General features: G+C 63.6%; 9 protein-coding genes. All 9 read right to left on the bottom strand.

The features are described from left to right. Positions 1 to 3: 3 nt before the first annotated feature. The 9 genes from FEZ61_RS03910 to glgA all read right to left on the bottom strand — a co-directional run bounded on the left by FEZ61_RS03910 (position 4) and on the right by glgA (position 14,403). Entirely contained in the window at positions 4 to 1,050 is a 1,047-nt protein-coding gene (locus FEZ61_RS03910) for a YbhN family protein (RefSeq protein WP_017639949.1), read from the bottom strand. Continuing rightward, on the bottom strand, positions 1,047 to 2,294 hold the full coding sequence (gene clsB / locus FEZ61_RS03915; protein WP_173147330.1) for a cardiolipin synthase ClsB: 1,248 nt from the start codon (positions 2,292 to 2,294) through the stop codon (positions 1,047 to 1,049). Before clsB ends, FEZ61_RS03910 begins: the two co-directional genes overlap by 4 nt. Beyond that, positions 2,291 to 3,052: an endonuclease/exonuclease/phosphatase family protein gene (locus tag FEZ61_RS03920; protein WP_017639947.1), complete on the bottom strand. Its 762-nt coding sequence runs from the start codon at positions 3,050 to 3,052 to the stop codon at positions 2,291 to 2,293. Before FEZ61_RS03920 ends, clsB begins: the two co-directional genes overlap by 4 nt. Continuing rightward, positions 3,049 to 5,238, bottom strand: coding sequence for a glycogen debranching protein GlgX (glgX, locus tag FEZ61_RS03925; RefSeq protein WP_231893088.1), 2,190 nt, complete (start codon positions 5,236 to 5,238; stop codon positions 3,049 to 3,051). Before glgX ends, FEZ61_RS03920 begins: the two co-directional genes overlap by 4 nt. Before the next feature lie 249 nt (positions 5,239 to 5,487). Next, the gene (locus FEZ61_RS24245) at positions 5,488 to 5,991 is read right to left on the bottom strand and encodes a DUF2934 domain-containing protein (RefSeq protein ID WP_178121330.1); all 504 of its coding nucleotides are present in this window, start codon (positions 5,989 to 5,991) and stop codon (positions 5,488 to 5,490) included. After that, a complete protein-coding gene (treY, locus tag FEZ61_RS03935) occupies positions 5,988 to 8,795 on the bottom strand; it encodes a malto-oligosyltrehalose synthase (RefSeq protein ID WP_173147332.1) in 2,808 nt (935 codons plus the stop codon). Before treY ends, FEZ61_RS24245 begins: the two co-directional genes overlap by 4 nt. Beyond that, positions 8,792 to 10,858 (bottom strand): 4-alpha-glucanotransferase, encoded by a 2,067-nt coding sequence (gene malQ / locus FEZ61_RS03940; protein ID WP_068384057.1) that lies wholly within the window; start codon positions 10,856 to 10,858, stop codon positions 8,792 to 8,794. The genes treY and malQ overlap by 4 nt, the downstream gene beginning before the upstream one ends. Beyond that, positions 10,855 to 12,660: a malto-oligosyltrehalose trehalohydrolase gene (gene treZ, locus FEZ61_RS03945; protein WP_173147334.1), complete on the bottom strand. Its 1,806-nt coding sequence runs from the start codon at positions 12,658 to 12,660 to the stop codon at positions 10,855 to 10,857. Before treZ ends, malQ begins: the two co-directional genes overlap by 4 nt. Before the next feature lie 159 nt (positions 12,661 to 12,819). After that, complete coding sequence (gene glgA, locus FEZ61_RS03950) at positions 12,820 to 14,403, bottom strand: glycogen synthase GlgA (protein WP_242455096.1); 1,584 nt, start codon at positions 14,401 to 14,403, stop codon at positions 12,820 to 12,822. Between the last annotated feature and the right edge of the window lie 71 nt (positions 14,404 to 14,474).

Genomic DNA, 14,474 nt, shown 5'->3' on the forward strand with positions numbered 1-14,474 from the left:
GTCTCAGGTGGCGTGCTTTTCCTGCTGCTTGCGCTCTTCGCGCCGATCATTGCTCACCTTGAGCTTCTTGGCACGACCTTCCAAGGCGAAATAGAGCACCGCAGCGATCAGCAGCGGGATGATGAAATACAGCGTCCGGTAGCCAAGCAGGGCGGCGATGATCTTGCCCTGGCTGAGTCCGTCATTGGCCAGCAGGGCGATGAAGACCGTCTCCAGTACGCCTACACCAGCCGGGATATGCACGATGACCATGGCGATGCTGGAGAGCAGCAGTACGCCGAGCACATGCAGATAGTCCACCTGACGGCCGAGGAAGAGATAGACGATGGCCGCCATGGCCATCCAGTTGATCGAAGACACCAGCAGTTGCAGGCAGGCCATGCGTAGCGAGGGCAGGGCGAGCCGCTGCTTGCGCACCGTCCATTCGCGCTGTTTGGCAAAGGCGCAGACACCCAGGTAGAAGACGATGAAGGCCAGCAAGCCGAAGCCGATCAGCCGCAGCGTGGTGTCGCCGACGAACCAGTTGGGTGGCATGTCCACCACACCGCTGACGAAGATGCCACCGGCGAGCAGCACGTACCCCAGCCAGTTGGTGGCGATGCTCAGAGAGAAGATGCGGGTGATGGTGCCACTGGAAAGACCCAATCGCGAGTAGAGGCGATACCTCATGCCGATGCCGCCGACCCAGGTGCTCAGGGTGAGGGTAAAGGCGTAGCAGATGAAGGACACCAGGAACACCTGGCGCTTGACCAGCTTGTGCCCGCAATAGGCCCGACCGATGAGGTCGTAGCAGCCGTACATGATGTAGGACAGCACCACCAGGCCACCGGCCATGGCCAGCGTCGTCCACTTGTAGCCGGTAAAGACCTTCCAGACCTCGCCCCAGTCGACCTTGCGGGCGTAGATCACCAGCAGCACCACGACCGCGATCAGGAACACCCAGGTCAGGATCTTCTTGGCCAGGACCCAGCGGCCGTTCTGCGGCTTGGCGGCAGTCTGCCCGTCTTCCTGGTCGTCGGCGTGATCCAGGGTGTCGCTGTGGCTGCTCATCGTTGGGGATACCTTGAAATCGGGGAATCGACCCGGTCCTGGGTTTCCAGCTCGGGCTGCACCGGTGGACTCACCAGTTCGATCTTGGGGGTATGACCGGGCAGCCAGCCGACCCAGGCGGGGAAGTGGCGCAAAAAGTGGAAGACCAGCATCGTCTTGGCCAGGTGCCAATAGGTGCGCTTGGGCACCTTGCTGCTGTCGACGTGCTCGCAGTGATGCTGGATCAGGGTCTCCAGGCGACCGCGCAATTCACGGTTGAAGGCGTGGTCATGGAAGATCAGGTTGCATTCGAGATTGAGCGAAAGACTCAAGGGGTCCAGGTTGCTCGAACCCACGGTGGACCAGTGCTCGTCCATGGTCGCCACCTTGCCGTGCAAGGGGCGCAGGCAGTATTCGTAGATCTCCACCCCGGCCTTGACCAGGTAGTTGTAGAGCATCTGGGCGCCGACCTTGACGATGGCCATGTCCGGCTCGCCCTGCACGATCAGCACCACCCGGACGCCGCGCTGCGCCGCGTTACGCATCTCCCGCAGCAGACGATAGCCCGGGAAGAAGTAGGCGTTGGCGATCACCACCTCGCGTTTGGCGTTGCGCAGCATTTCCAGGTAGTGCTTTTCGATGTCGGCGCGATGTTCGTCGTTGTCGCGGTACACCAGCAGGGCCTGGGCATTGCCCGGGTTGCGGTTGTTGGCCGGCTTCTGCGAACGCTTGCCCCACCAGCGGTGGGTTTCCTCCGGCGAGTTGATGGCGTCGCGAGCGAAGCGATGGATATCGTCGACGATGGGGCCTTCCACCTCGACGGCGTAGTCCTGCTTGGCTTCCGGCCCGAAGTCACCCAGGTGCTCGGCGGAATAATTGATGCCACCGATGAAGCCCAGGCGGCCATCCACCACCACGATCTTGCGATGCAGGCGGCGGAAGAGGTTGGTCCTCATGCCCATGACCAGCGGGCGCGGATCGTAGTAGCGGAAGCGTACGCCGGCATGAACCATCTCATCGATGAAATCACGCGGCAGATCGGGCGAGCCATAGGCGTCTACGGTGATGTCCACCTGGACACCACGCTTGGCCGCCGCCACCAGTTCTTGCTGCAGGCCCTGACCCACCTTGTCGTAGAACAGGATAAAGGTCTCGATGATGACCTCGCGCTCCGCCTCGCGGATCGCCTCGAAGACCCGGGGAAAGAAGTCCTCGCCGTTTTCCAGCAAGGCGATGCGGTTTCCGTCCCGCCACTCGAAGTTCATAGGTGAAAGTCCGCAGCCAGGGGTGCGTGGTCGGAGAGGTGCGACCACGGCTGATTGCCCAGCACCTGTGGGCGACCGACGCTGACGTTGCGGGTATAGATGCGATCCAGGCAGAGCAGGGGACGCTTCGCCGGGAAGGTCTTGGGCAGCCGCCCTGCGGTCTTCATGAACACCTCTTCGAGTCCCGCGCCCTGGCCAAGGATGTCGTTGGCCTTCTGGCGCCAGTCGTTGAAGTCCCCCGCCACCACGACGGGCGCGTCGCTGGGCAGGGAATTGATGTGTTCGCAGATCAGCTTCATCTGCATCTGGCGATGCTTTTCCCGCAACCCCAGATGGACACAGATGACATGCAGATCCACCCCTTGATCCGGTACGCGCAGGACGCAATGCAGCATCCCGCGTTTTTCCGGACCGGCGATGGAAATGTCGAAGTTGTCGTAACTGACGATGGGAAACTTCGACAGCACCGCATTACCGTGATGGCCGTCCGGGTAGACCGCATTGCGCCCGTAGGCGAAATCGGTCCACATCGAATCGGCCAGGAACTCGTACTGCGGCGCCGCCGGCCAGTTCTCGAAGCGCAACGGGTGCTTTTCGTGGGTACCCAACACCTCCTGCAAGAAGACAATGTCCGCTGACACCGTCCGCACCGCCTCGCGCAATTCCGGCAAGATGAACTTGCGGTTGAAGGACGTGAAGCCCTTGTGCGTGTTGATGGTCAGGACCTTGAACGAAAAACCCTGTTGCGCGTTCGTCATGCCTGGCGCTTCCTCCGCTTGGTCTGGGTCAGCTCGAACAGCAGTACCGAGCGTCCGGTGACCTGATAGGTGTCTCCGAAATTGAAGACGTCGCCGGCATCCAGGTCAGGCTGATTGGTATCCAGCTGCAGGGACCAATGCTCGCCCATGGGGACTTCCGGCAGGGTGAAATCCACCACGTCATAATGAGCATTGACCAGAATCAGCAGCGAGGTATCCGCGCCCTTGCGACGAATGCCGGTCGGCTGGGCACGGCCATCGAGCAGGATGCCCATGCACTTGTTGCTGCCATCCTGCCACTGCTCGTCGCCCATCTCGGTGCCGCCGGGCTGCAGCCAGGTGACATCCTTGACGCCCAGTTCCTCGTTGTAGGCACCGGTGAAGAAGCGGCTGCGACGCAGCAGCGGATAGCGACGACGCAGGTCGATCAGGTTGCGCACGTATTCCTGGAGCTCGGCGCTTTTTTCGCTGATCTCCCAGTTGACCCAGCCGATCTCGCTGTCCTGGCAGTAACCGTTGTTGTTGCCGCCTTGGGTACGGGCGAATTCGTCACCGGCCAGCAGCATCGGCGTGCCCTGGGACAGGAAGAGGGTGGCCAGCAGGTTGCGCATCTGGCGATAGCGCAGTTCGATGATTTCCGGATCGTCGGTCTCGCCTTCGACACCACAGTTCCACGACAGATTGTGGGAATGGCCGTCGTTGTTGCCTTCGCCGTTAGCCTCGTTGTGCTTGTCGTTATACGACACGGTGTCGGCCAGGGTGAAGCCGTCGTGGGCGGTCACGAAGTTCACCGACGAATAGGGCTTGCGACCGCGACGGTTGAACTTGTCGCCGGAGCCCAGGAAGATCTTCGCGAAATCGCCGATCTTGTCTTCGTCACCCTTCCAGAAGGCCCGCGCGGTATCACGGAAGGTATCGTTCCACTCCATCCAGCCGGGTGGGAAGTTGCCGACCTGGTAGCCGCCGGGACCGCAGTCCCAGGGCTCGGCGATGAGCTTGGTCTCGGCCAGGATCGGATCCTGACGGCAGGCGTGCAGGAAGCCGCCGCCTTCGTCGAAGCCATCCGGCTCGCGGCCCAGGATGGTGGCCAGGTCGAAGCGGAAGCCGTCCACGCCCATCTCGGTGGCCCAGTAGCGCAGCGAGTCGGTCACCATCTGCAGCACGCAGGGATGGCTCATGTTCAGGGTGTTGCCGGTACCGGTGTCGTTGATGTAGTAGCGCGCATCATCGGGCATCAGGCGGTAATAGTTGGCGTTGTCGATGCCCTTGAGCGAGAGAGTCGGGCCCATCTCGTTGCCTTCCGCGGTGTGGTTGTAGACCACGTCGAGAATGACCTCGAGGCCGGCATTGTGCATGCGCGCGACCATCACCTTGAATTCGCCGATGGACTGGCTGGCCATGTAGCGCGAATGCGGCGCGAAGAAGGCCAGGGTGTTGTAGCCCCAGAAGTTCTTCAGGCCCTTTTCCAGCAGGTGGTTGTCGTCCAGGAAGTAGTGGATCGGCATCAGCTCGACGGAGGTTATGCCGAGGGACTTGATGTAGTCGATGACCTCGCTTTCCTGCAGGCCGGAGAAGGTACCGCGGGCACTTTCCGGGACGGCCGGGTGCTGCATGGTGTAACCCCGGACGTGGGTCTCGTAGAACACGGTGCGATCACGCGGGACCCGCGGATGGGTGGTGTTGCCCCAGGTGAAGGCCGGGTCGATGACCCGGCAGCGCGGCATGAAGGGCGCGCTGTCACGCTCGTCGAAGGACAGGTCGCCATCGGCGTGGCCGATGGTGTAGCCGAACAGGGCGTCGTTCCACTCCAGCTCGCCGACGATCTGCTTGGCATAGGGATCGATCAGCAGCTTGTTGTGATTGAAGCGGTGGCCGTTCTGCGGCTCGTACGGGCCGTGTACCCGGTAGCCGTAGAGGGTGCCGGGACGGGCATCGGGCAGATAGCCGTGCCAGATCTCATTGGTGAATTCCGGCAGTTCGATGCGCTCGATTTCTTCCTTGCCTTCATCGTCGAAGAGGCAGAGTTCGACCTTGGTGGCGTTGGCGGAAAAGATGGCGAAGTTCACGCCGGAGCCGTCCCAGGTAGCGCCCAGGGGATAGGGCAGGCCTTCACGAACACGAGACTTGGACTTACTGATGAAAGTGGTTGCTTCAGTTAACGGCTTGTTGGACTCAGTTGAAGTCATTTCGACGCTCTCGGGATAGCTAGGAAGGAAGTAGCTCTGACTCGGCTCTCAATACCTGCCGGTGGCTGAATCGATACAGATCCGGCTACCTGCATATGAAAGGCCCGGCGCAGCGCAGTTCCGAGCTCCCATGGCGAGCCGACAAAGCGTTGTTTTTGCAGGAAAAATCAGAAAACCAGGGATAACGCAGACGCCGCAGCGAGGCGGCAAAGAGAAGGCCTGGCCGAGTGGCCAGGCCGAAACATCACATCACTCGCTGGCGGCGGGTTTGGCCGTCGTCGCCTTGGCCCGGGAGGCACGCGGCTTCTTCGGCGTAGCCGGTGCGACACCTACGCCGGTAGCCTCGACGTTGGCATCGGCCTTGGCCTTGCTGGCCGTGGTCTTGCTCGCGGTGGTCTTGCTGGCACTGGGCTTGACCGCCTGCTTGACCTTGGAGGCGACCTTCTTGGCAGCCGACTCGACCTTCTCGGTCACGGACTCACCGGTAGCTTCCGCCTCGGTGGCCGCCTTTTCGCTGCCACTCTTGGTCTTGCCAGCGGTGCGGGCCTTGCTCGCCACGGGCGTGTCCGCGCCCGCAGTGGTCTTGGTTGCACGAGGCTTCTTGGTCGCGGTCTTCTTGGCCACGCCTTCCTGTTCGGCTTCGTACAGTCGGATCGCCATTTCCCAATGGCGATCGTGTTCGTGGGCCGGCCGTCCTTCGGACTCCCAGATCTGATAGGCGAGCTGCTGGATGCGTTCGTCTTTTTGGGTCATTGCGGTGCGGCTCCTTGAGTGATGTCTTGTGTGCTGAGCAATCCAAGCGGAAAACGTGCCAGAACCTCGCCGACAGAAAGCTCTTTCTTCTGGTCATGGACAGACGAAGGGGCAAAAGTTTCCCCAAAACGGTACATGGACAAGGTTTCCGGGAGTTTTATCCGGGTATCACCCCAGGCCGCTGCAGAAAAGCGCAATGTTTCGCTGTTCTCCAGCAGGTCGGAGGCATGCACCGGCACGATGACGATCACCGCCTGCTGCTCCCAGGTACGGGCGAAGGCCAGTACCTGATCGGCGTGGGCGCCCGCAACGGACAGCGGGAGGTAGCTACCTTCGGTGAACAGCTGTGGCTGCAGCTTGCGCAGTTGCAGCACGCTGGCCAGCACCTGTTGTTTGATCTCGCCGTTCTGCCAGGTATCCAGAGCCGCGTCGGCAGTGGTGTGCTTGGCCAGGGCCTGCTGCCGCGGGGCGTAGTCCACGGCGCGGCGATTGTCGGGCTCCACCAGGCTGAAATCCCAGAATTCACCACCTTGGTAGAGGTCGGGCACGCCGGGCGCGGTATTGCGCAGCAACATCTGCACCAGGCCATTCAGGGCACCGGCTGGAGCCAGTTCACGGACGGCTGCGACGATCTCGCGGCGCAGGGCAAGATAATTGTCGTCGGTGAGGAGGCCTTCCAGGAAGGCCTTGCAGGCCGCTTCGTAGTCGCCATTCGGCGCCCACCAGTCGGACTCCAGCTTCTCTTCGCGCAGGGCCTTTTCCTGCCACTGCAGCAGGCGCTCCAGATAGGCCTGCAGGCCCTGCGGGTCGTCGGCCTGCAGCTGTAGCGGCCAGCTGGCGAGCAGGGTTTGGTAGAGCATCAGCTCATCACCTGGGGTCGGTGCGGGTGCATCGTTCCACTGGCCGCGCAGAGGAGCAGCCTGTTCCATCCAGCCACTGACCTGGGCGATATAGGCTTCCGGGCGTTCCGAGACCACCGCCAGGCGGGCGCGGGTGTCTTCGCCACGCTTATGGTCGTGGGTCGCGGTGGTCAGCATGTTGCGCGGGAAATGCTCTGCACGCCAGCCGCTGGCCTGGTGGAAGGCGCTGACCGGCTGGGCGAAATGCTGCGGATCGAAGCCCACGTCGTTGCGCGATAGCAGTGGAGCGGAGCGATAGCAGGCGGTGTCTTCCACGGCCTTAGCGGCGATGGGCGAGGTGAGTTGCTGGAATTTGGTGATGGCACGGCGCTGTTCGCGACGGGCCACGCTGCCCACTGGCTTGTGGCGCGGCGCATCGCCACCTAGCCAGGCGCGTAGTTGCTCCAGCAGCGGCTGCTCCGCTTCGCTGACATGGGGGCGGGCGGCCTCCAGCGCGGTATCGAACCACTGGGCATCGGCGCCGACGAAACCCGCCGCGCCGGCATAGGTGCGATAGACCTTGAACTGCACGATCAGCTCCAGCAACACCCGGCGGATGGCGCCCTGGCTGGTGTCGCGGGTACGCCAGTCCTGTTGGGCCAGCAGGTGCAGGGTGTGCACGGCCGATTCGAATTCGCTGGACAGTGCGCCGGTGAGCACCAGGCGCCGTGCTTCCCGTACCTCTTCGAGGAAGTCCTCGGTACGACCGGTCTGCTCGGCCCAGAACCGGCGCAGCGGCGCTTCACCGCTGGCCGCATGCTGCACCGCTGAGACCTCGTTCATGAACTCGTAGCCAGTGGTGCCGTCGATGCCCCAGCCTTCGCGCAGCTGCTCGCCTTCGGCCAGGATCTTCTCGATGTAGATGGGGAAGCCATCTTCCGGCGCACCGCCGGCACGGTTGGCACAGAGGTCGTCCACCCGGCGGCGCAACTTGCGGCAATAGGCGCGCGGATTGGCCAGGCCGTCGATGTGATCCAGGCGCAGGCCGTCGAGCAGGCCTTCGCTGATCAGGCGGAAGATCAGCGAATGGGTTTCCTCGAACACCTCGTGGCGTTCCATGCGCAGGCCACCGAGTTCGGTGATGTCGAAGAAGCGCCGCCAGTTGATGTCGTCCGAGGCAGTGCGCCAGCTGGCCAGGCGATAGTGCTGGCTCTCCAGCAGGGCGTGCAAGCGTTCCTGATTGGCCGGCTGGCTACCGTCGAAGGCGGCGACCGCCTTGTCGATGGCGGCCGCCACGGCCGGGTCCTTGGCGGCGTCCGCCAGCTGGCGCTGGGCGCCGCGCGCTTCTTCCAGGTCCTTGGCACGCGCCGAGAAGGCATCGGCGAACAGGCTCAGCTGGGGCAGGTCGCTCTCGCGCAGGATCTGGCCGTAGGTCCCTGGATTGATGGGGAAGTGGTGGGCGTAGTATTCCACGCGGAAGGCGCCTTGCTCGGCGTCGAACACCAGCTTGAGCTCACCGGCCTGCAGCACGTTGCCGTAGGCGTCACCCAGGAAGGGCAGCAGCACCTGGCCCTGTAGATCCGGGTCCGGCCCGTACCAGTTGATGTCGTAGAAGCCGGCATAGCGGCTCTGGCGGCCCCATTCGAGGATGTCCAGCCACCAGGCGTTCTCCGAGCCGCCCACGTTGGTGTGGTTGGGCACGAAGTCGGCGATCAGGCCCATGCCATGTTCGCGCAGCCGAGCGACCAGGCGACGCAGCGCCTCTTCACCGCCCAGCTCCGGGTTGACCCGGGTGGGGTCGACCACGTCGTAACCGTGCACGGAGCCGGCGCGGGCGGTGGTGATGGGCGACGCATAGATATGGCTGATGCCCAGTTTGGCGTAATAATCGACCAGGGGCAGGGCATCGTCGAAGGTGAAATCCTTGTGGAACTGCAGGCGTACGGTAGCGCGCAAGCGACTCATCGAGTGTTCTCCGGATTGTTACGGGCAGTGCTCAGCACGCTTAGGCGTCGTTCAGGGGTGGCGGCGTCCAGCAGGCGCTCCGCGGGAGCGTCCCAGCGGCGCAGCCAATTGGGGTGTTCGTTGGTGGTGCCGGGCAGGTTGGCCTGCTCCAGCTGGCCCAGGGCGTCTTCCACCGGCAGGATGATCAGGGGCGCCGGCGTGCGACCGATGAAATCGATGGCGGCATCGACGGCCTGTTCGACATTGCTTTCGCGGCTGTCGTCCAATTCCAGGGCCTTGGCCAGGTAGCGGCGATCCTCGGCGCGCTCGTCGAGTCGGTCCTGGCGCGATGTGCCGTCGGGCAGCAGGCCGAGCTCTTCCTGCCAGTCGGCGTCGCGACCCTGCCACCAGCCGGTGAGCGTCGGCAGGTCGTGGGTGGTGGGCATGCCCATGGCCGTGTCCGACCACTGCGCGGCCTGCTTGAACGCCTTGTCGTCGCGCTCGAACAGCAGTACCTGCATGCCCATGATGGCGCGTTCGGCCAGTCGTTCACGGAAGCCCTCGGGCACCGTACCCAGATCTTCGCCCATGACCACGCAGCGATGCCGCCAGGATTCCAGGGCGACCAGGCGCAGCAGGTCGTCGATGGGGTAGGAGAGATAGGCGCCGTCGGCCGGGGAGGCACCCTCGGGCACCAGCCAGAGCCGTTGCAGACCCATCACATGGTCGATGCGCACACCGCCGGCGTGCGCGAAGTTCGCCTTGAGCATCTCGATGAAGGCGCGGAAGCCGTGCTGGATCATGCCGGTAGGCGAGAAGGCGGATATGCCCCAGCCCTGGCCTTTCTGGTTGAGCAGGTCCGGCGGACAACCGACGGTGACCGAGGCCAGCAGCTCTTCCTGACGACTCCAGGCCTGGCTGCCACCCCCATCCGCGCCCACGGCGATGTCGGCGATCAGACCGATCTTCATGCCCGATTCGCGGCACTGCTTCTGGGCGGCGGACAGCCCTTCGCTGGCCAGCCACTGGGTGAAGGCATAGAACTCCACGTCCTGGGCATGGCGTTCGGCAAATTCAGCCACGGCAGGATTCTTGGGATCACGATACTGCTGCGGCCAATGCTGCCAGCTCGGCGATGCAGCGCCCTGGGTGAAGGAGGCATGCAGGGCTTCGAAGCGGCAGTGATTCTCCAGGGCTTCGCCACCGTCGCGACGGAAGGCCTCGAAGCGCTCGCGCAGTGTGCCGGCGGCGGTGCGAAACTCCAGGTGCAGGGTACGCAGCAGGCGCAGCCGCAGCTTGGCCAGGGCCGGCCAGTCGATCAGCTCAAGCTGTTCGAGGCGCTCGGCTTCCGCCTGCAGGCCGGCGCGCTGCATGGCCTGACGCACGGGCTCGGCGCCCAGCACCAGCTCTGGCGCGGCATAGAGCACATTGAAGAACACCCGGCTCGACGGCGAATAGGGGCTGTAGCGACTGCCATCGGCGCTGAACATGGCGTGCAGCGGGCTGATGGCCAGGGCATCGGCGCCCTTGCCGGCAGCTGCCTTGGCGAGCTGCACCAGACCCTGCAAATCGCCCGCACCGCTGCCACCGTCGCGTCTGAGGCTGTAGAGCTGCACAGCCAGGCCCCAAAGCCTGGCCTGCTCGTCGCCTGTGGCGTCGGCGATGGTAAAGCAGCGCTCTGGCGCGACGGCCAGGATCAGAGCTTCACCACCGATTTCCGCCTGGTGATAACCGGCGGTGCTGATGGGCGCGAGCTGGCCCTGGTCATCTACCTGACCTTCCAGGCGCTCGCCGTCTTCCAACTGCACCTCATAGCGGACGCCACGCTTGAACTGGTCGGGTGTCCCGACGGGTTTACCGACCACGGCCGTGAGGAGGGGTGGCAGGTGATCCTTGTCACCGACCTCGGCCAGCTTGCGCAGGCTGGCATCGATGTCCGCGTCACTGTCCGCGGGTAGCTCGATGGCCTTGAGCAGATTGCGTAGCGCCTCGGGGCTCACCCGTTGGCACTTGCCATCGTAGGCGGTCCATTCGATGGCGATACCGGCGGCCTTGGCTAATTGTTCCAGACGATCTCCACTCATGCCTGTTTCTCCAGCCAGACCAGTGCGCAGTGGGCAGCCAGCTGACCCTCCTGCCGGGCTGGCGTTGCTGCAGCGTCGCTGCTGTGCAGCAATTCACCCTGGGGCGCCTCGTCCACCTGCACGGCGTTCTCGCTCAGGTTGAGTTCGATGGTCAGGCGGCTGCCATCGGCCAGGCTCCAGCGTGCCCGCACGGCGCGGTCGGCCAGGGCTTCGGCGCCTTCGGCACGGGCGCCTTCCAGGCGCGGGAAGAGTTCCCGGCGACGAATCTCCAGCAGTTCGCGATACAAGCCCACCCAGGCTGCATGGTCAGGCTGATCGGCCTCGCCGAAGTTGGGTTTGGAATCTTCGAAGGTCTTGGGCGCGTTCGGGTCAGGGATCTGCTGGCGATGTTCTTCACTGGTGAAGAAGTCGAAGTCCTTGAACTCGTTGCGGCGGCCATCACGTACCAGTTCGGCGAGCTCGTCGTTGTGGCTGGTAAAGAACAGGAAGGGTTGGCGGCTGCCCCATTCCTCACCAATGAACAGCAAGGGAATCATCGGACTGAGCAGCAGCAGGGCGGTAGCGGCCTTCAGTGCGGGTTCCGGCGCCAGTCGGGTCAGGCGTTCACCGAAGGCGCGGTTACCCACCTGGTCGTGGTTCTGCAGGAAGATGACGAAGGCCGAGGCGGGCAGATTCTTGCTCGGTTCGCCCCGGGCCTTGCCATGACGGGTCGGCTCGCCCTGATAGATGAAGCCTTCGCCCAGGCAACGCACCAGCTTGGCCGTCGCATCCTCGGTGAAGTCCTGGTAGTACCCTTCGTTCTCACCGGTCAGCAACGGGTGCATGACGTTGTGCCAGTCGTCCGCCCACTGGGCGTCGTAATGCTGTCCGCCCAACAGGGTAGCGGTGTTGTCCTCGTTTTCCAGCATGAGGTGGACATGGCGACCCGGCTCGACGGTACTGCGGATCTCCTCGGCCATTTCCTCGAGGAAGCCCTTGTCGCCAATGGCGTGGACGGCATCGAAGCGCAGGCCGTCGAAGCGGTACTCCATCAGCCACATCAGGGCATTGTCGATGAAGTAGCGGCGCACGGCGTCCTGGCGGAAGTCGATGGCGGCGCCCCAGGGGGTATGGATGTCTTCGCGGAAGAAGCGCTCGGCGTAGGCGTGCAGGTAGTTACCGTCGGGGCCGAAGTGGTTGTAGACCACGTCCAGATAGACCATGACGCCATGGGTGTGGGCGGTATCGATCAGCGACTTGAGATCGTCGGGGGTGCCGTAGGAAGCTTCCACGGCATAGGGCAGGACGCCGTCATAGCCCCAGTTGCGACTGCCCGGGAACTCCGACAGGGGCATCAGTTCGATGGCGGTGACGCCCAGCGCGGCCAGGCGGGGTACCAATTTCTCCACGCCCGAGAACCCGCCCAGGGTGCCGACATGCAATTCGTAGATGACGCTCTCGTGCCAGGGGCGACCCTGCCACTCGACGGACTGCCAGTGGTAGGTGGTGGGGTCGATGACGATGCTCGGCTCGTGCACATCGCCGGCCTGGGCGCGGGAAGCAGGGTCCGGGACCAGCAGATCTTCGATCTGATAGCGATAGCGGGTGCCGGCACCACACTGAGCCTCCACCGCGAACCAGCCGTCTTGCTCGGCTTCCATGGGGATGGTCATGCCGCCTTCCAGCACCACCGACACGGCGTCGGCGCTGGGCGCCCAGAAGTGAAATAGCGTACGGTCCTTGCTCACCAGGGTGGCACCGGCGCGGGTTTGCCAGGCGTAGCCCCCGGTCACCGCGGCTGCGTCGCGCGAAATATCAGTCATGGATGGAGAACTCCCGAAACCGGACGGCAAAAAAGGCACTGCGGCCCAATTGGCCGCAGTTGCTGTTATGACCGGTGAGAGTTGCTCAAAGTTGGGCGGGGTGAGCGCTTTTCGTCGGCCTTTTGGCCAGGGAAAAGCGCTTGGTAGCCACGTCGGACATCAGACGCCGACGTGACGCTCCTGGTGAGCGGTGGCCTGGAGCAGATCAAGGTACAGCGAGGCATAGGGTTTGGCGCATTCGGACCAGAAGAACGGCCCTTGCATGGCCCTGTGACGCATGGCCAGCAGCAGGCCCTGGCGTTCGAAAACACCCAGGGCGCGATCGATCGCACCGATGTAGTTTTCCAGCGACAGCGGGGCGAACAGGAAGCCGGTAGTACCGTCTTCGATGCTGTCGGCCAGGCCACCGGTACGGGTAGCGATTGGCAGCGAGGCGAAGCGCTGGGCATACATCTGGCTCAGGCCGCAGGGCTCGAAGCGCGAAGGCATCAGCAGGAAATCGCTGCCTGCATACATGCGTCGGGCTTCCGTCTCGCAAAAGCCGATGTGGGCGCTGACACGACCTGGATAGCGCAGAGCAAGAGCGCGCACCTGCCGCTCGATGTGCGGCTCGCCGCAACCGATGATCATCAACTGGCCACCGCGGGCGACAATGTGATCGGCGGCCTGGATGGTCAGATCGATGCCTTTCTGCTGGACCAGACGCGAGACCACGGCGAACAGTGGGCCATTGGACGGCTCGAGGCCGAATTCCTCGCGGATGCGGGCGGCGTTGACCGCCTTGCCGTCCCAGTCGGATTCGTGGAACTGCTGGCAAAGGTGCGGATCGCTGCAAGCGCTCCAGCCATCGTCGATGCCGTTGAGCAGGCCGGTCAGCTTGCCGTCCCGCGCCTTGACCTGCAGCAGGCCTTCCAGGCCACAGCCGAATTCCGGCGTGGTGATTTCCTGGGCGTAGGTGTGGCTGACCGTGGTGATATGGTCGGCATAGACCAGACCGGCCTTAAGAAAGGAGACCTTGCCCCAGAACTCCAGACCTTCCATCTGGAAGGCGTGGGCCGGAATGTCCAGGTCGGCCATGACCGAGGCCGGGAACAGGCCCTGATAGGCCAGGTTATGGATGGTGGTCAGACAGGGAGTGCTGGCACCCTTCCAGCGCAGGTAGCCGGCGGCGAGGCCAGTCTGCCAGTCGTTGAGGTGCAGCAGATCCGGTACCCAGCGAATCGAGGCATCGCCTAGAGCGAAGTCAGCGGCAGCGCTGGCCAGACGACCGAAGCGGATGTGGTTGTCAGCCCAGTCGGCGCCGTTCAGGTCGCCGTAAGGGTTGCCCGAGCGCTCGTACAGCTCGGGACAGATCAATACATAGACGACCAGCCCGTCGTCCAGATTGACGCGACCAATGTCACAGGCGGGCATGGCGGCACGGGCAGCGATGCGGCCGACCATCTGCACACGGTCCTTGATCGCAGCCATCACCTGACGGTAACCGGGAATCAGCACCCGGACGTCATGGGAGGCCGCGAGGGCGCGCGGCAGGGCGCCCGAAACCTCGCCCAGGCCACCAGCCTTGACGAAGTCGGAAATCTCCGGGGTCACGAAAAGAATGCGCTTGCGGCTTTCGACAACGGAGCTCAGCGTCAGCTGAGGCTCTTCGACACGCTTGCGAGGAGAGCTGGATGTGGTGGTGCGAGTGGCAGTTTCTACGGGCTCCAGAGCCCCAAATTTCCCCACGACGGCATTTGCCATGGTGCGCTCCCAATGCAGCAAGTTCGAGACTGAGGTTTACCTGATTGCTTCTTCCTGAAGCTCGATGCTCC

Origin of the sequence: Pseudomonas sp. MS15a(2019), assembly GCF_013277805.1 — a bacterium.
Taxonomy (GTDB): Bacteria; Pseudomonadota; Gammaproteobacteria; order Pseudomonadales; family Pseudomonadaceae; genus Chryseomonas; species Chryseomonas benzopyrenica.